This window comes from Halobacillus litoralis (genome assembly GCF_009856415.1).
Taxonomy (GTDB): Bacteria; Bacillota; Bacilli; order Bacillales; family Halobacillaceae; genus Halobacillus; species Halobacillus litoralis_C.
In genome coordinates this window covers 213040-231090 of record NZ_WMEZ01000004.1, presented here as the reverse complement: position 1 = coordinate 231090, position 18051 = coordinate 213040, and the positions used below count along the sequence as shown (strand labels likewise).

Here is an 18051-nt window from a genome sequence, read left to right as displayed (position 1 = left end):
CCTATAAGTGATTTTAAAATTGAAAAGAGAGTGAACGTAATGTGGAAAGACTTAAGAAATAAGATGAAAAAATTGCTGGATACCGAAGACAAAAAAGACCAGGAGACGCTACATACTATAGAAGAAAGAAAAGACGTAAACGCTAAAACAAAAATGACTTACCGCTACCCAAAACAGGGGGAATTTCGTTTTCCTGTTATTCCCGATGGACCAGGAAATGTTCAAGATGAAAGTGGAAGTTATCAACGCCCTCGACGCAAAAAGCCTGTTGAAAAACAAGAGCCTGCGGAGGGTATGTCTCAAAGAAAGAAAAGGCCTAGAAAGGAAGGGAAGGAGCCCGAGGAGCTGCCGGAAGCTTCTTCAATTCCTTTCACACCCACCGATGTTCCTTCTCCTATTTACGGCTATCAAGCACGACAGCTTACAAAGGGCTTGGAAAGGTTGGAATATGCTGTAGAAGAACAGCAATCACAGCCGCAATTTTTTACTGATTCCAATGATGAAAAACAATGGCAGGAATTACGGAAGCGGATGAGAGCACGTGTCGATGAAGAAAACTCTAGACCAAAACCTGTTTCCGAACGACCAAAAATTCTTGAGCGTGAAGAGGCCGCCACTATGGAAACGACCTTATCTGAGGAGACGAAGCAAGAGCGCAGAAATGAGCATTCAGAGGATATTAGACCAAATATGTCTAAAGAGTATAGTGGTCTCACATTCGCTGATGATGAGATCGATCAAGCAGGAGAAGACCAGCTTGATGAAACCTTAGCGATCGATAATGAAAGTTCTTGTGAAACGTTCAGTCAGGACATGACTTTAGAAACGGAAAAAGATGAAGAACACTATGAGGGTGAAGTGGAAAAGGATAGACAGGAGAACCTTTCAGAATCTCTGCAAGAGGCAATTAAAAGGGGAGAAGAAGACTTAAATAGAACGGCAGAAATGGACGAATATGAAGAAGATACGAATTCAGAAGCTTCTGATGGTGATCAAGATACAGATGAAATACAGACAAATTCTGAGGCAGAATATGAGGAAACATACAGGGAAGACCCCAAATTTAATCAAGGTGAAGAAGAAAAATCACCATTATCCATGATCGAAGACCAAGAGGATTCCTCCATGACCATGTTAAGTATGGAAGATGGAGAGGTGAATGATTCAGAGCTTGAAGCTGTGGAGACACAGATAACGGATGAAGAAACAAATAGTGAAAATGAGCAAGTGAACGAAGATGATTCGCTAGCTCTTCATCTAGAAGAACCTCTCTCCTCTAATAGGGATGAAGAGAGGTTTACTGAAGGAAAAACGGAACAACAGGGACCTGAAGCGGTTAAAGAACAACCATCAGAGGGTGAAGAGAATCACTCAACTTCAGTTGAACCTTCCGGAGTAACAACGGAAATGTATCAACAAGAGGAAGTGGAAAAAACTAATAGGGAAAAACAACCTCATTCCGAAGACGAAGCGAAGAAAAAAACGGCTTCAAATACGCAAGAACCTTCAAAAAAGAAAGACGGTCAAAAGCGTCGTGTGCCTTTTAATGTCCTTATGACGCCACGGGACAAAAGAAATCGGGATCATGAGAAAAAAGAAAACGTACAGCAAGAGAATCCTGAACCAAAAAAAGATGAATCCGTAGCCATGGATGTGGAAGAGGAAAAAGAAAAAGGCAAGAGAATCGAGTACCATACGCCTTTACACTTACTTGAAGACCCGGTACGTCCGACCTCACTAGATGATAGTTGGATAACAGAACAGATGGAGCTTCTTGAAACAACTCTTCGACACTTCCATGTGCGTGCGAAAGTTGTGAATGCGATGAAGGGGCCGACAGTCACAAGGTTTGAAGTGCAGCCTGAACCAGGAGTCAAGGTGAGTAAAATCACAAACCTCTCAGATGACATCAAACTTAGTATGGCTGCAAGAGACATAAGAATTGAGGCGCCCATCCCTGGAAAACAAGCTGTGGGAATCGAAATTCCTAATAAACAATCCATGATGGTCGGATTGCAGGAGATTTTTGAATCCGATGCTTTCCAAAATGACGATTCTCCTTTGACTGTTGGATTAGGTCTTGATATCGGTGGAGATTCCATTGTTACGAATCTAAAGAAAATGCCTCACGGGTTGATTGCGGGCGCGACGGGTTCTGGAAAGAGTGTATGTATCAACACCATCTTGATCAGTCTTTTATATAAAGCACACCATGAAGATGTGAAGTTTTTGCTTATCGACCCAAAGATGGTTGAACTTGCACCGTATAATGACCTCCCACACCTTGTGTCCCCGGTCATTACAGACGTCAAAGCTGCCACAACAGCATTGAAGTGGGCTGTGAAAGAAATGGAAGAACGGTATGAGAAATTCGTAGAAGAAGGCGTACGCGACGTCGAGCGTTATAATGAAAAAATGAAGAAGCAGCAGAGAGACGCTGAGAAACTCCCCTATTTAGTTATTGTCATTGATGAACTCGCTGACTTGATGATGGTTTCACCGCAGGATGTCGAAGATGCCATTTGCCGGATTGCACAAAAAGCAAGAGCATGCGGGATTCACTTGCTTCTAGCAACTCAGCGTCCATCTGTGGATGTCATCACTGGATTAATCAAAGCGAATATACCGACAAGGATCGCTTTTAGTGTGTCATCACAAGTAGATTCTAGAACCATTATTGATTCAGGGGGAGCTGAAAAACTCCTTGGCAGAGGAGATATGCTCTTTGTTGAGAATGGTTCAGGACAGCCAGTTCGTATCCAGGGAGCTTTCGTTTCTGATGATGAAATTGAAAGAGTGACACATCATGTTAAAAAAATCGCTCCTCCTCAATACCTCTTCCACCAAGAAGAGTTGATGAAGCAGGTGTCAACAGAAGAAGAAACGGACGAGTTATTTGACGAAGCTGTAGATTTTGTTGTCGAGCAGAATGGAGCGAGTGCTTCACTCATTCAACGTCGGTTCAAAGTAGGGTATAATCGTGCTGCCAGATTAATCGACCAGATGGAAGCCTATGGGATTATTTCGGAACAAAAAGGAAGCAAGCCGAGAGACATTTTATTAACGAAGCAGCAAATCGAAGAAATGATGGAGTAAATCCATCATTTCGGCAAAAACCTTGTGCAAAACTTCTCAATTTTATATGATTAACAATGAATGAAAATGAGAGTGATCATGACCTCTATGTTTAAGGAGTTAAGCCATGAAGGAAATAGCACTGAAGTTGAATGGCGAAATCAGCCGATTAACAAATAAAACGTTTAAGTTTGATGAACGTGTAGCAGAAGGTTGGTTTTCTGCTGTTTACTTTTTAAAGACAAGAGATATTGTTGAAAATCATTTACCTGATAATAAAGTCACGATGCAATTCTTTCAAAAGGATCATGCCGTATTATGTGGGACCGATGAAGTCATCGCCTTGATCCATACGTTCGCAGAACACCCGGAAGACCTTGAGATCCATTCACTGAAAGACGGAGATAAAATCAGTCCTTATGAGACAGTGCTTACAGTGACTGGACCTTATCAATATTTTGGATTCTTAGAAGGGATCATTGACGGGATATTAGCGAGGAGAACCTCTGTCGCCACCAATGTGTATAATGTCGTAAAAGCAGCTCGTTCATCTGGTAAGCAGAAGCCAATTATTTTTATGGGTGATCGAGATGATCATTTCACGCAACAATCTGGAGATGGATATTCTGCTTTTATCGGTGGTTCAACGGCACAAGCTACACACGCGATGAACGAATGGTGGGGAAAAGAGGGTATGGGAACTATGCCTCATGCACTGATTCAGATGTTCAAAGGAGATGTTGTAGCCGCAACGAAAGCCTACCATCAACAATTTCCAGATGACCAGCTGATGGCCCTGGTTGATTACAACAATGATGTCATTACTGATTCTCTAAAAGTAGCTCGTGAATTTGGGGATGAATTGAAAGGTGTTCGTCTAGATACTTCACGTAACTTAGTGGACAAATACTTTTTAAGAAATCAGCATCTCATGGGTACGTTTGATCCGAGGGGAGTAAACCCTGAGTTGATTTTTGCCCTTAGGCGTGCCCTGGATCAGGAAGGCTTCAAGCATGTGAAAATTGTCGTAAGCGGCGGATTCACGAAGGAACGTATTCGGGCATTTGAAGAAAAGAAAGTGCCAGTAGATATGTATGGTGTCGGCGGGAGTTTATTGAAGATCGGAATCGGTTTTACCGGGGATAATGTATTTATTGATGGTGAACCTGAAGCGAAAGAAGGTCGAAGATACAAGCATAATCCACGTTTGGAATATGTTGAATATACTGGAGCAGAGGAATGATCGCTTGAGAAAGGCACGAACATCATTTGTTTGTGCCTTTTGATTGGGTCATATTTACTTTTTCTGCCGTCCAATCCGTGATATGATTAGGTAATGCAGATGTATGTTTTCTAAGAGTGCAACTTTAAATCGCATATCCATGAATATTACATATACTATACTTAAAGTGACCCACTTTATTTTGGAGGTTCTTGTTTATGACAACTTACCATTTCATTGGTATCAAAGGAACAGGAATGAGTTCGCTTGCCCAGATTCTTCATGATTCTGGTGAGAAAGTTCAAGGATCAGATGTTGAAAAACGTTTTTTTACTCAAGAAGTTTTAGAATCTAAGAATATAGAAATTCTGCCTTTTTCAAAGGAAAATATTCAAGAAGGATTGACCATCATTGCTGGAAATGCTTTTAGTGATGATCATGAGGAAATTCAAGAAGCGAAACGTCAGGGGTTGCCGTTTTACCGTTATCATGAATTTTTAGGGGATTGGCTGCAAAACTATACAAGTATTGCAGTGACTGGCGCCCATGGAAAGACCTCAACGACAGGTTTATTGGCACATGTTTTGTCTGAAAACTACCCGACCTCTTATCTTATTGGAGATGGTACAGGTAAGGGCCATGAAAATAGTCAATACTTTGCTTTTGAGGCGTGCGAATACCGACGTCACTTCCTCTCTTATGAGCCGGATTATGCCATCATGACGAATATCGATTTCGACCATCCTGATTATTTCAGTAGTGTTGATGATGTATTCCAGGCCTTTCAAGAAATGGCGAAACAAGTGAAAAAAGGAATTATAGCTTGTGGTGATGATGAGCATCTCCAACATATTCAAGCAAATGTACCGGTTCTGTATTATGGACTGGCAGATACAAATGATTTCCAAGCACAGAACATAACCGAAACATCAGAAGGAACTTCATTCGATGTTTTCGTCAGAAACAATTATTATGACACCTTCATGATTCCACAGTATGGCAACCACACGGTATTGAATGCGCTAAGTGTCATAGCATTATGTCACTATGAAAACATGCAGCCTGAGGAAATTAAGAAGCTTGCTACATTTAAGGGTGTCAAACGTCGCTTTACAGAAAAACAGTGGCATGACCAGATTTTAGTAGACGATTATGCCCACCATCCAATCGAAATTACAGCTACAATTGAAACAGCTCGTAAAAAATATAAGGACCGCCCCGTTGTCGCAATCTTTCAGCCTCATACGTTCACCAGGACGAAAACGTTCCTGAATGAATTTGCAGAAAGTCTGAACGAAGCGGATGAAGTTTACCTTTGTGATATTTTCGGATCCGCTCGAGAAGATGAAGGGAAGTTGACCATCAATCATTTACAAGAATTGATACCAGACTCCCGCGTTTTACAATTGGAAGAAGTCGAACAACTCTCAGCACATGAAAATGGTGTTCTATTGTTCATGGGAGCAGGAGATATTCAAAAATTCCAAAAAGCTTACGAAAATCAGAATGACTAAAGCAACATGCGGCTTTAAGAAAAGCCGCATGTTTTTTCTTTTTCCACGAGCTTTTTAATTGTAAAGGGTAGGGTTGTGAAAGACTACCTTTCGGGATAACTCGGGTTTGTTTACATAGAAGCTCAGGACGATTGGGGAAATCCTTTCCGATCTTATGTGGATGATGGCAAGCCTTCTTGATCTTCGCTCTATGAGGTTTCGCCAGTCAATCCACTCCGGTGAAATCATGCAGCTTCCTAACCACCCCCATTGGATTCGGGGGAGAAACGAACTCTATAACTAAGAGCTTCCCTCAACGACTGTCAAACGTAATAGAAACAGCTCAAAAGTTTATGAACCAAGTCTGCCAGTATGGCAAGGTTTGTAAGAATGAATTTTAGTTGTCGGATAAAAGTAAAAAGAGACTTTTTTGAACAAAATATCCGAATGGTGAAGGAATTTAGGGATAGGATAGCGAATAAGTCCATTTATAGTAGCCAGCACGTTTAAAAATGCCCATTTAGGGTATAAACTAAACTGTGTTGATTACATAAGAAGGAGTGTGCAGGGGGAATGATTATTATTCTGTACATTGCTGCACTAATTGCAGCAGTGGCTTTTGCTGTTCTTGTCATCTTTTTGGCGAGGACGTTGACGGCCGTGCGCCGTACGATGAACAATGTTGCTGACACACTTGAAGGTGTGGAAAAGCAAATGGAAGGAATCACCTTAGAGACAACTGAGCTCTTGAATAAAACCAATAAATTGGCTGAAGATGTCGGAGAAAAGTCACAGAAGTTGAATACTTTAGTTGATGGAGTCAAGGGAATTGGTGACACAGTTCAAGAGTTCAATCAGTCCATTCGATCTGTATCCAAAGGGTTAACACAGTCTGCCCATGAAAACACGGATACAGCCGCACAAGCCATGAAATGGGGGCAAGTGGCCATCAATTTGTGGAAGAAAGCAAAGAAAGAAGAGACTAAATCTTAAGGAGGAATTCGGTTATGAGTCAACAAAATCAACAAAATGGTAATGGGAGAGATTTCGTACTAGGTTCCTTAATTGGTGGACTTGTAGGAGCTGCCGTAGCCCTACTTTTCGCACCAAAGTCTGGTCGTGAACTTAGGGAAAACATCAATAGCAATTCCAGTGAATGGAAAGAGCGTGCAGGAGAGTGGAAAGACGTTGCTTATGAAAAAAGTGGCGTGTGGAAAGATAAGGCCGTAGAGTCTTCTTCTCAACTTTCTAAAAACGTAACTGAGAAGTCCCAGCAGTTCAGTGGGGCTGTGAAAGATAAAGTCAAGAACTTCCGTTCAAATGAAGAAGATGAAGCTGAAAAAGCAGCTCAAGAAGTGGCAGAAGCCATTGAAGAAGCTGCACAAGAGCTTGAAAAACAACAAGATTCCACGACATCATCTAATTTATAATGAAAAGTGAGATGGAGGTTGAACATTCAACCTCCATCTTTTCTGTTGAAGGAGGAGTAAACTTGAAACAAGAAGTGATTAAGAATAAAGAGGAATTTATTAACGTCGTAGAAGCGTATCAAGAGTTTTTCTTATTAAAGCATAGTCTAACCTGCCCGATCAGTGCAGCAGCTCACCAGCAGTTTGAGCGTTTTTCTGAAGAGACATCTGTTCCATGCTTCATCCTTTATGTACAGGAATCCAGAGAATTATCAGGACATATTGCTGAATTCACAGGAATCCGTCATGAGTCTCCTCAGGTCATTCAGTTTCAAGAAGGAGAAGCCGTTTGGCATGACAGTCATTCGGCTATCACAAAAGAAAGATTATTGGAAGTCTGATTTCGTAAAGGCCTGTAAAAAAGCAGGCCTTTTTTGGTTTAGACAGTATTGTTAATTGAGGTTAGACAAACTTTTGATAAAGAATTTCATGAAAACCTTTTATAGGGGTGACAACTGTCGAAATATTAGCTATAATTGTCCCTAATTATTTAAAATATTCATCCATTTCATAACACTAAATTCTTAGTAGGGGGACGAACATAATGAGTAATCAAAATCTTGACCAGCTGCGTAGCCAATTAGATGAGGTTAATTTACAGCTTTTGAATTTAATCAATAAACGCGGTGATCTGGTAAAGGAAATCGGTCAAATCAAGGAGCAGCAGGGGATGAACCGTTTTGATCCTGTAAGAGAAAGAGCCATGCTCAATCAATTATCTCAACATAATAAGGGTCCTTTCGAGGATTCAACAATCGTTCACTTATTCAAAGAAATTTTCAAGGCAGCCCTTGAACTGCAAGAAGATGATCACAGGAAAGCCCTGCTTGTCTCACGGAAGAAAAAACCTGAAGATACCGTTGTAGAAATTAAAGGGGAAAAGGTCGGAAATGGTGCTCCTTCCTTCATCATGGGTCCTTGTTCTGTGGAAAGTTATGAGCAAGTATCTACGGTTGCTAAAGCTGTTAAAGACCAGGGGCTTAAACTTTTACGAGGTGGTGCATTCAAGCCGAGAACATCCCCTTACGACTTCCAGGGGCTGGGTATCGAAGGTTTGAAAATGCTCAAACAAGCAGCAGACGAACAAGATTTGGCGGTTGTCAGTGAAATCGTAAACCCTGCGGATCTTGAAGAAGCTCTGGATTACTTAGATGTTATCCAAATTGGTGCACGTAACATGCAAAACTTTGAACTTCTTAAAGCAGCAGGTTCTGTAAATAAACCGGTACTATTAAAAAGAGGAATGTCTGCTACAATTTCTGAGTTCATCAATGCAGCGGAATACATCATTTCAAGAGGGAACCAGGATATCATTCTTTGTGAACGGGGCATTCGTACGTATGAAAAAGCGACGAGAAACACCCTTGATATCTCTGCTGTACCAATTTTAAAACAAGAAACGCACTTGCCTGTCATGGTGGATGTCACACACTCTACCGGGCGTCGTGATCTATTACTACCTGCTGCAAAAGCAGCTCTAGCCATTGGTGCAGATGGAGTCATGGCAGAGGTTCATCCAGACCCAGCTGTAGCCCTGTCTGATTCAGCGCAACAAATGGATATCCCAACGTTCCATGCTTTCATGGAAGAGTTGAAAAATAATTAAGGATCCATCTTTTACGGTCCACAAGAGAAAAAATGAGCAACTGAGGAAAAAAGTTAGGCTGGCCCGCTAGCCTAACTTTTTTTGTGTTTTTGGTCATTCTTATGTGACTAATCTATGCAATTCTAAATGCTGCAGGCTACCATTATCGTATTCTTTTGCAGGGAAAGGGCTATCCGTTATAATAATTAGGGTATAATAATACAGAGAAAAGCTACGAATATTGCGCGGGTAAGCGATTTATCGTATGATTATCCTATTGAACTAAAATGAACGATTGGATTTGACGAAGGAGGATGCATGATGAATGTAACAATATATGATGTAGCAAGAGAGGCAAATGTATCGATGGCGACGGTATCAAGGGTTGTGAACGGGAACCCGAATGTGAAACCGGCGACTCGGAAGAAAGTACATGACGCCATCGAAAGACTAGGGTATCGACCGAATGCTGTCGCTCGTGGATTAGCGAGCAAGAAAACGACAACTGTGGGAGTGATCATTCCTGATATCTCCAGTATTTTCTTTGCTGAACTAGCGCGCGGAATTGAAGATATCGCAACCATGTACAATTACAATATTATTCTGAGTAACTCTGATCAGAATAAAGATAAAGAACTTCATTTAATCAATGCCATGTTAGGAAAACAAGTGGATGGTCTGATCTTCATGGGCGGAGATATTACTGAAGATCATATCCGTGAATTCAAAACTTCATCTGTCCCGATTGCTCTTGCTGCAACGGTGGATGAGACAAAAGAAACCCCATCGGTAAATATTAATTATGAAGAAGCTGCTTATGATGCAACGAAGCTCTTGCTTGAGAGTAACAAGCAAATCGCTTTTGTTTCAGGACCAGAAAATACGGTCATTAATACTGAAAAAGTAGAAGGCTTTAAACGTGCCATGAAGGAAAGTGGTGAGGAACAGCCGGAAAAATGGATGGTTACAGGCGATTACTCTTATGATTCTGGGCTCGAAGCTTTAGAACAGATCGTGGAGATGGACAACCAGCCATCTGCGATTTTCGTCTCTTCGGATGAAATGGCTCTTGGTGTCATACACGGGGCACAAGACCGGGGAATTCGCGTTCCTGAGGACATAGAAGTCTTTGGTTTTGACAACACACGTTTGGCTACAATGGTACGCCCAACGCTTTCTACAGTAGTCCAACCGATGTACGACATCGGTGCGGTGGCCATGCGTCTTCTAACGAAATTCATGAATAAAGAAGAAGTGGAAGAGCAGAACGTCATTTTGCCTCATAGAATTATCGAAAGAAACTCAACTCAGCAGAAATAGTACCGATATATGTACTATAAGGTACTTGTTCGAAACTGAGGAGAGAGTGGAATGACAAAAAAAGATTTATTGACTCCCCTCGGAATCACGGTCGGTTTTGCCATGGTCATGTTTGGTATCATGGCAAACGCCGGTTTCGGGGGATTTAAGTCGTTTATTCAAGTGTCTTCGATCTTTATCGTTCTAGGAGGACTTGTAGCAGCGATTCTAGTAAACTTCAATATGAGGGAAGTGAAGCTTACGTTCCGTGTGACCAAAGAGGCTTTTAAAACAAGTGACATGAATTTAAGGGCATTGATCACCTTGTTCGTAAGCTTATCTGAAAAAGCAAGGAGAGAAGGTTTACTTGCTCTTGAAACAGAACTGGAAGATGTGGAAGATCCTTTTATTAAGAAGGGAATTCTTCTTGCTGTAGATGGTATTGAACCAGAGGTCATCAACGATATCATGAAAGCGGAAATCGTGGCCGTTGAGGAGCGTCATCAAAGAGGCAGAGCAATCATTGAGAAGGCAGGGGAATATGCACCTGCTTGGGGAATGATTGGGACACTGATCGGGCTAGTCCTCATGTTACAAAGCTTATCCAATCCGGCAACTCTTGGACCTCAGATGGCTGTAGCACTCCTGACTACTTTTTATGGTACATTGCTTGCCAATCTAGTCTTTATCCCAATGGCAGGTAAGCTTGAAAACAAAACTTATGAAGAAATGTTCATAAAACAAGTCATTATTGAAGGTGTCATTGGTGTTCAGTCTGGGCAAAACCCTAAAATCTTAGAAGAGAAACTGAGCGCTTTTTTATCCGAAAGTGATAAAAAGGTAGAAGAAGAGGAACAAAAAGAGGAAGATCCATTAGGAGCTACGGCTAATGAATCTTAGGCGAAGAAGTGCAAAAAAGAAAGGTGCACCTAAATGGATGACTACATATGCGGATATGATTACATTGGTGCTCGTATTTTTCATTCTTTTATTCTCCATGTCTCAAATTAATCTAGTGAAATTTGAAGCCATAGCAGAATCCTTTCGCAATCGGATGATTTTTGATTTTTATCCATCGGCTATTGAGAGCGACTATCCTACAGAACAGACGAAGATTCAGGAGAATGGGGAGAAAAATAATGAGTTTGAAGTCCCCACAGAAAACCCGGATCATGTTGCAGCCAAAGAGGCAGAGCAGACGCAAGATCTTGAAGAATTAAAAAAAGAAGTGGATGAATACTTAGAAGAAAACGAACTCAGTGACATTATTGCTGCCACTCAAACTGAGCGGGGTGTCGTACTGGTATTAGAAGAACAATTGTTGTTTGAAACGAGCCGTGCTGAAATCCTGGATGGGGCAAAACCTTTTTTGATGAAAGTGGGGACCCTGTTAACAAACATTCCTAATTTCGTGAAAGTAGAGGGGCACACCGATAACCGGCAGATCAACACCTATCGTTACCCATCAAACTGGGAGTTGTCAGGAGCTAGAGCAAGCAGCGTCATCCGCTATATCATAGCAAATACGGAAAAGTTAGATCCCAAACGTTTTACTGCCGTCGCTTATGGAGATACAAGACCGGTAGCACCAAATGATTCAGAAGAAAATTGGAGTAAAAACCGTAGGGTGGAAATTGTGATCCTTGATCCGGATTATGAAAGCTCCTCTTAATGAAAGCCACTACTGAACAGGTAGTGGCTTTTTCTTTGTTACATAGAATTGAATTTTTTTTGATTATGGATTAATTGTAAGGCTTTTGCTAACACTTTTTTGTTTTTTTCTGTTATTTCTTCGCGGCGCGGTATTGGTTTAAAAGCATCAGGTGGGTCATGCCATGTTTCCATCAAGTTCACAGGAGCTTCCTTTTGCCACTTTTGAACCCATTCCACAGGCAAGGAACCTTGGAAAGGGGTTTGATCGTTCATCACCTTCCAAATTTGTGCCCACGCACGTGGGACTACTCTCCAAATGTCATATCCACCCCCTCCGAGAGCAATCCATTTCCCTTCACAGTATTCGTGAGCGAGTTCATGAGCCAATTTAGGAATGGCTTCGTAAATTTTCATTGTAGAACATAAATGGGTTAAAGGATCAAAATGGTGGGCGTCCGCACCATTTTGTGTAACAATGACATCCGGTTTAAAAAAATCGACAATTTCCCTGAAAGCGGATTCATAAACACTTAGAAAAGATTCATCTTCCGTAAAGGCGTCGATCGGTATATTGAATGAATAGCCGTAGCCTTCTTTTAATCCCCGTTCATTTACGTTTCCAGTGCCAGGAAAGAGATAGCGTCCTGTTTCATGAATGGAGAATGTGCATACATTCGGATCATCATAAAATGCCCATTGAACCCCATCCCCGTGGTGGGCATCAGTATCCACATACAAGACTTTAACATTGTACTTTTCTCGTAGATATTTAATTCCCACGGCACCATCATTATAGATGCAAAATCCAGAAGCTTTACGTTCAAAACCGTGGTGTAAGCCACCGCCAAGGTTCAATGCGTGCTTTACTTTACCTTCCATGACCGCATCTATTGCGGATAATGTACTCCCAACCAGTAACTGAGAAGCTTTATGCATCCCTTTGAAGATCGGAGTATCTTCGGTACCTATGCCGTACTCCATACCCTCATCTTCTGTCAATAACCCTTGCCCTGCTTTTTTGACAGCTTCTATATACTTTTTACTATGCGCGAGCGACAATTCCTCTTCTGTTGCCAAACGTGGAGCAATCATGTCCTTTTCGGATAACGCCCCTGCTGCTTCTAACAATTCTTTTGTCATCACCACACGCAATTGATTGAAAGGATGATCGTCACGAAAACGGTATGTCGTAAATTCATCGGAGTACACGAATCCAGCATGACACGTCATGATGGAATCCCTGGCATTTGAGGCCACAGAACTTCGTAACCTTCAGATTTTAAGTCCTCAATTGTAGGCAAGGGATTCATTGTTTGGATTCTTACGACAATGATTTTATATTTAGGGTCCGGTTTATATGGATAGATGAGGACAGAGCTGATATTCACTTTTCTCTTACCGAACACTTGAGTGACCTGCGGGAGTATTCCGGGTTTGTTAATCACTTTCACTTCAATTTGTGAACTTTGAACGTGGGTACCCGTCAGTTGAATGAGCGTGTACAACATATCTTTTTCTGTTATGATTCCAACTAGTTTTTCATCGCGAGTCACGGGTACACAAGCAATTTCCTGCTCATAAAAGATCGATGCTACTTCTTCTACGAAATCCAGTGGGTGGACCGTTGTCACGGGTGAGGTCATGATGGATCGGATTGGGTTTTTCAACTCTTCATGATCCGTTTCTTTATCAAAGATTGAAGGACTTGCATCTCTGACATCGCGGTCTGAAACGATGCCAATCACTTCATTCTCTTCATTGATGATCGGGATATGGCGAATATGATGTTCGTGAAGCAGTTTCAGAGCTTTTTCAATGGTTTCTTCAGGTGAAAGTGTAATGACTTTCTCTTTCATGATTTCTTCCACTAACATATAACTACCTCCTCATCCGGTATTGATGCCTTGTTAAGAATCTCAATTTATCAAATTGTTCAACTGAAGACTCGGAAACATGGCGTCCTATTTTCACCATCAAGCAGTTTGCAGGATGGGATATAATTTCTGGATCGTCGGTGGGAGAAGGAGTGAGTCCTCCTGCTGCCATCATTTTTTCCATGACTTTTCGATAATCCCAAATGTTCAGTCCCGTTCCTTTTAGGTCCCAGTGCCAATAATATTCGGTAGAAATGATGATGTAGTTTTCCATATACTCATCCATCATAGAGACTCTCAATAGACGGGAACCGATCCGATAGCCACGGAATTTTGGAATGACTTCAATCGCTCCGAGTTCAATGAGGTCTTCCATATTTCCCTCTGACCATCGTTCTAAAGGGTCTGGATGGAGGTAGGTTACATAACCGATAATTTCTTCATTATGCCTTGCAATAATAATGCGTCCTTCTTCAAAGTCTGCAATCCCTTTAATGGCCTCAAATTGTTTTTCTGGAGGACGGAAAGCCGTTAAACCTTCGTTGAACGTGTATTTCTCAAGATCTTCAGAGGGCAATGGACCTTCTACGATGACAGGTCCATGTTCTGTGTCAAATGCCTCGTAATGATAGGTTTTTTCATGATTCATTCAGCCACCACCTGTCATAGATTGATAGATTATTTTACTAATTTCCTCCATTATACATGAAACCATACTTGTTTTTCATGGTGAATAAAAAAATCCGACCGGCAAACCGATCGGATTTTTCTTCTTTGATTAATTTTCTTGAGAGTCTGATTCAGAATCATTTCCGTCTGAACCATCGTCAGAGCCTGAACCATCATCAGAGCCTGAACCATCGTCAGAGCCTGAGCCATCATCAGAGCCCGAACCATCGTCAGAGCCTGAGCCCTCTCCAGTGCCAGAACCATCTCCAGTACCTTCTCCACCAGAGTCCTGTCCGGAGTCGTTGCCTTCAGAGCCATTGTCTCCTGAATCATTGTTTCCTGTTCCATCGTCACCATTTGATTCTCCACCATCGGAATTTCCTTCACCATCTCCAGAATCATTTCCATTTGAACCGTTGGTGTTTCCATCCCCATCATTGGAAGATCCGTTATTGGAAGAACCATTCCCTGAGTTTGAACTTCCTCCAGAATTATTGGAAGAGGTGCCTTCATCATCTGAAGGTTCTGGTGCGCCAGGATTACCTACGGTTGTTGTTCCGGATAATCCTGAAGATTGACCGAAGTAATCCACAGCTCTTACAGCATAAATCCCGCTTCCTCCTGAGAAGCCGAGGGAATTGTCTGTTGTATTTCCAATAAACGTGAAGGATCCACCTGGTGTAGAAGCACGATAGACACGGTATCCTACAACATCGCTACTGGAGGATGGTGTCCAGGATATAGCCGATCCACTGGCACTCACAGAACCTGGTGCAGCTGGTGCCTGTCCATCATTATCAATGGAAGAAGCTGTAGACCCGATACTTTCCGTGGAAGGGAGAGCCACATTGGACCATGCACCTGAATTCGGTAAGAGTTCTTTTAATACTTCAGAGCTTGTGTATCCATTTTCTTCTAAGAATTCAGGGCTTAGTGTAACTCCGCCACCATCAATAATAAATTCGCCAGGTGTATTCGGACCTGCTACGACAAGTTGATCTTTGACGCGTACAAAATCACCGCTGATCAAGCTGTCATCTACTTTCGTTGGTGCATAATCGGCATCGTATAGATCGCTCTTAGCAAGACCGACAGAAGAACATAGATCAGATGCCAGCAATCCTGATGTTGCACAATAAGAACGTGTTACCAAACCACCCGGGCTTTGGAAGTCGTTCTCTGGAACCATCAACTCTGGTCGGAGTTCGGACACGGCATTGACAACGTCCGCCCATAGGCCCTGTGTACGCGAGTTGTAGTTCAAGTGCTGCATGTTTCCTTCTGCAAAACCTGTCCACATCCCTACCGTTACATTAGGATTTGTCGCAACAAACCAAGAGTCTCGTGTTGATTGTGATGTTCCGGTTTTACCGGCCCAGTCCACGCCTCGGTTGTACAGCATACCACGTACCCTTGAACCTGTTCCGTATTCCAGTACATCACGCATGACATCGATGGTTAGGTAAGCGGCCTGTGGGCTGTAAACTTCTGTTTCTTCCATCTGATGTTCGTAGATGGTTTCACCATCTTTTGTTTCAATTTTTTCAATCATATAAGCATCCACGAATTTACCCATGTTTCCGAAGGTAGCATAAGCGTTCACGTTGTTTTCAACTGTAACTCCGTACCTAAGACCACCGAGTGCCATCGACTCGTTCGTGTAGTCATCTTTAACTAAGTTCTCTTCCATTCCCATTTTTACGAGATAGTTTTCTACAGGATCTTGAGATTGAATACTTTTGTATTGCTTTACTGCAGGCACGTTATAGGATTGGGCAAGGGCATAACGGGCGGAAACAAACCCCTTATGGTTTCTCGAGAAGTTACGAACTTCTTTTCCGCTATCATAGTAATAAGGAACGTCTGCAATCACAGAACCAGGCTGAGCTGCACCCATGTCAAAACTTGGTCCATATACTAGTAGCGGCTTCATTGTACTACCGTTTGAACGGCGGGACTGGGTTGCATGGTTGAGATTTTCTTCTTCAAAATCATATCCACCGATAAAACCGTGGATCTTACCTGTCGAGTTTTCAATAATTATACTTCCAAGCTGTAAAGGAGACCTAACCTTTTCTTCTTGGCCTTCATTGTTCAAGACCGTTTCATGACCCCATGGCCAATTTCCTTCCGTATAAGAATCTCTCACTTTCTGCATAGCGTCATAGACTTCTTTGTCTAGTGTTGTATGAATCTGGTAACCACCGGAAGAAAGTTCACGCTCTGCCATAGTGTTATATTCCTCACGTAAGGCTTCATCTTCTGCGAGGTCTTTTTCAGTATGACCATTCTGCTTCATCAAGTGATCTTTTATTAGACCTTTTGCTCTTTTATGCACTTCCTGATTAATCGCAGGGTAAGTACCTAGCACAGTCGCCTTTGGATCTGCTAATGTTTCTTCATTGATCTGGAATTTCATCGCTTCATCATACTCTGCTTGAGTGATGTATCCGGCCTCATGCATACGTTCCAGAACTTCGTGCATGCGGTCGATTCCCGCTTCTAAATTCTCAGGTTCTTTAATTGATCCATCATTATAAAAAGGAGTATATCCGAACGGGGATTGAGGTAACCCTGCAATATAAGCGGACTGTGCTAATGTTAAGTCTTTAGCATCCACACCGAAAATACCTTGAGCGGCTGTTTGTACACCTGCCACATTTTGTCCATTCGCATTTCTCCCGAAAGGTACAATGTTTAAGTAGGCTTCCAAAATTTCATCTTTATCTAAGAATCGTTCAATTCTCAAAGCCAGCAGCATTTCTTTGGCTTTACGTTCAAACGATACTTCGTTCGTCAGGATTTGGTTTTTGACCAGCTGTTGGGTCAAGGTACTTCCACCTGTTTTGACGGAGGAGTTGGTCACTTCTTGAACGACGGCTCGCATGACCGCTTTTGGAACCACACCTTTGTGTTCACCGAAATACTCATCCTCTGTCGCAATCACAGCATTTCTCAAATGTTTATTAATCTGCTCTAATTGGACTTCTTCACGATAGAGATCCGACCTGACGTCACCAATCTCTGTTTTTTCATCATTGAAAAACATGGTCGAGGTCTCTGAATAGTTATAAATTGTTTCTTTCATTTGTTCTTCGCTTCTGACCTCTTCATCTTTCACAAGAGAAGCGAAATAGCCGGCGCCTACACCACCTGCGAAAAATAACCCGATTACACCGATGATGATAAAAAATAAGATGACGTTCCATACGACATCATAGGTGATCCGGCCATTTTTCTGGATGGTGCCACTCTCCCATAAAGAGCGTATATCCAGCTTCTTTCGCCCGTTTTCCGGTTTATTAGACATGATAATACCTCCTAAAAAATCCACCAATATTATAACACACCCAGGGGAGATAGGATATAATTCTCCCCCTGGTTTATTGCTTTTTGGATTGTGTTGTGATAAATATATACGTAGATGAATATATGTGCGTTGAAGGACTGGAGTAAAAAACAATTCCCTGTTTCAGAGAACCGGCGGTGGGTGAGAGCCGGTACACAGTTGTTTTTGAATTACGACCTGGAGCATTCTTCTGGTATGAATCAGAAGACGGTGAAATGCCGTTATCGATCGGAGTGGCACATGATACGTATGTGCAACAAGGGTGGTACCGCGAGACCTCGTCCCTTTTTACAAGGGGGCGAGGTCTTTTTTGTTTTCAGAAAATTCATCTCTAAGACCTTAGCACATGTCTACTTATAACAG

The 18051-nt window shown here is 42.0% G+C and carries 14 protein-coding genes and 1 other annotated feature; of the genes, 10 read left to right on the top strand and 4 right to left on the bottom strand.

From position 1 onward, the window contains the following. Positions 1-39: 39 nt before the first annotated feature. The 10 genes from GLV98_RS12920 to motS all read left to right on the top strand — a co-directional run bounded on the left by GLV98_RS12920 (position 40) and on the right by motS (position 11815). Positions 40-3096 (top strand): DNA translocase FtsK, encoded by a 3057-nt coding sequence (locus tag GLV98_RS12920; RefSeq protein WP_237417131.1) that lies wholly within the window; start codon positions 40-42, stop codon positions 3094-3096. Between the two features lie 106 nt (positions 3097-3202). Then, entirely contained in the window at positions 3203-4318 is a 1116-nt protein-coding gene (locus tag GLV98_RS12915) for a nicotinate phosphoribosyltransferase (RefSeq protein WP_160915829.1), read from the top strand. 197 nt (positions 4319-4515) lie between these two features. Continuing rightward, a complete protein-coding gene (murC, locus tag GLV98_RS12910) occupies positions 4516-5811 on the top strand; it encodes a UDP-N-acetylmuramate--L-alanine ligase (protein ID WP_160915827.1) in 1296 nt (431 codons plus the stop codon). A 552-nt stretch (positions 5812-6363) separates the two neighbouring features. Beyond that, positions 6364-6783: a DUF948 domain-containing protein gene (locus GLV98_RS12905; protein ID WP_089650496.1), complete on the top strand. Its 420-nt coding sequence runs from the start codon at positions 6364-6366 to the stop codon at positions 6781-6783. A gap of 14 nt (positions 6784-6797) precedes the next feature. Next, positions 6798-7220, top strand: a complete 423-nt coding sequence (locus tag GLV98_RS12900) for a YtxH domain-containing protein (RefSeq protein ID WP_089650497.1) — start codon at positions 6798-6800, stop codon at positions 7218-7220. 62 nt (positions 7221-7282) lie between these two features. Continuing rightward, positions 7283-7600, top strand: coding sequence for a bacillithiol system redox-active protein YtxJ (ytxJ, locus tag GLV98_RS12895; protein ID WP_160915825.1), 318 nt, complete (start codon positions 7283-7285; stop codon positions 7598-7600). Between the two features lie 203 nt (positions 7601-7803). Beyond that, positions 7804-8865 carry a bifunctional 3-deoxy-7-phosphoheptulonate synthase/chorismate mutase gene (locus GLV98_RS12890; protein ID WP_160915823.1) on the top strand — a complete coding sequence of 354 codons (1062 nt, stop codon included), beginning with the start codon at positions 7804-7806 and terminating at the stop codon, positions 8863-8865. Between the two features lie 300 nt (positions 8866-9165). After that, entirely contained in the window at positions 9166-10164 is a 999-nt protein-coding gene (ccpA, locus tag GLV98_RS12885; RefSeq protein ID WP_160915820.1) for a catabolite control protein A, read from the top strand. 51 nt (positions 10165-10215) lie between these two features. Beyond that, a complete protein-coding gene (gene motP / locus GLV98_RS12880; protein WP_160915818.1) occupies positions 10216-11043 on the top strand; it encodes a flagellar motor protein MotP in 828 nt (275 codons plus the stop codon). Next, positions 11033-11815, top strand: a complete 783-nt coding sequence (gene motS, locus GLV98_RS12875) for a flagellar motor protein MotS (protein WP_160915815.1) — start codon at positions 11033-11035, stop codon at positions 11813-11815. The genes motP and motS overlap by 11 nt, the downstream gene beginning before the upstream one ends. A gap of 38 nt (positions 11816-11853) precedes the next feature. Here the strand turns inward: motS and GLV98_RS12870 are convergent, their stop codons facing one another. From GLV98_RS12870 to GLV98_RS12855, 4 genes are all read right to left on the bottom strand, one after another. After that, positions 11854-13026 (bottom strand): acetoin utilization protein AcuC, encoded by a 1173-nt coding sequence (locus tag GLV98_RS12870; RefSeq protein WP_160915813.1) that lies wholly within the window; start codon positions 13024-13026, stop codon positions 11854-11856. After that, complete coding sequence (locus tag GLV98_RS12865; RefSeq protein WP_160915811.1) at positions 13023-13670, bottom strand: acetoin utilization AcuB family protein; 648 nt, start codon at positions 13668-13670, stop codon at positions 13023-13025. The genes GLV98_RS12870 and GLV98_RS12865 overlap by 4 nt, the downstream gene beginning before the upstream one ends. Positions 13671-13674: 4 nt before the next feature. Next, positions 13675-14319: a GNAT family N-acetyltransferase gene (locus GLV98_RS12860; protein ID WP_160915809.1), complete on the bottom strand. Its 645-nt coding sequence runs from the start codon at positions 14317-14319 to the stop codon at positions 13675-13677. 129 nt (positions 14320-14448) lie between these two features. Further along, entirely contained in the window at positions 14449-17649 is a 3201-nt protein-coding gene (locus GLV98_RS12855) for a transglycosylase domain-containing protein (protein WP_160915806.1), read from the bottom strand. 120 nt (positions 17650-17769) lie between these two features. Then, positions 17770-17977: a binding site (T-box leader), on the top strand. Positions 17978-18051 lie beyond the last annotated feature (74 nt).

What these genes read in the sequence shown, in the direction of transcription:
- GLV98_RS12920 (WP_237417131.1), top strand. Translation starts at nt 40, where the DNA reads ATGTGGAAAGACTTAAGAAATAAGATGAAAAAATTGCTGGATACCGAA.
- ccpA (WP_160915820.1), top strand. Translation starts at nt 9,166, where the DNA reads ATGAATGTAACAATATATGATGTAGCAAGAGAGGCAAATGTATCGATG.
- motP (WP_160915818.1), top strand. Translation starts at nt 10,216, where the DNA reads ATGACAAAAAAAGATTTATTGACTCCCCTCGGAATCACGGTCGGTTTT.
- GLV98_RS12860 (WP_160915809.1), bottom strand. Translation starts at nt 14,319, where the DNA reads ATGAATCATGAAAAAACCTATCATTACGAGGCATTTGACACAGAACAT.
- murC (WP_160915827.1), top strand. Translation starts at nt 4,516, where the DNA reads ATGACAACTTACCATTTCATTGGTATCAAAGGAACAGGAATGAGTTCG.
- GLV98_RS12905 (WP_089650496.1), top strand. Translation starts at nt 6,364, where the DNA reads ATGATTATTATTCTGTACATTGCTGCACTAATTGCAGCAGTGGCTTTT.
- GLV98_RS12900 (WP_089650497.1), top strand. Translation starts at nt 6,798, where the DNA reads ATGAGTCAACAAAATCAACAAAATGGTAATGGGAGAGATTTCGTACTA.
- motS (WP_160915815.1), top strand. Translation starts at nt 11,033, where the DNA reads ATGAATCTTAGGCGAAGAAGTGCAAAAAAGAAAGGTGCACCTAAATGG.
- GLV98_RS12865 (WP_160915811.1), bottom strand. Translation starts at nt 13,670, where the DNA reads ATGTTAGTGGAAGAAATCATGAAAGAGAAAGTCATTACACTTTCACCT.
- GLV98_RS12855 (WP_160915806.1), bottom strand. Translation starts at nt 17,649, where the DNA reads ATGTCTAATAAACCGGAAAACGGGCGAAAGAAGCTGGATATACGCTCT.
- GLV98_RS12890 (WP_160915823.1), top strand. Translation starts at nt 7,804, where the DNA reads ATGAGTAATCAAAATCTTGACCAGCTGCGTAGCCAATTAGATGAGGTT.
- GLV98_RS12915 (WP_160915829.1), top strand. Translation starts at nt 3,203, where the DNA reads ATGAAGGAAATAGCACTGAAGTTGAATGGCGAAATCAGCCGATTAACA.
- GLV98_RS12870 (WP_160915813.1), bottom strand. Translation starts at nt 13,026, where the DNA reads ATGACGTGTCATGCTGGATTCGTGTACTCCGATGAATTTACGACATAC.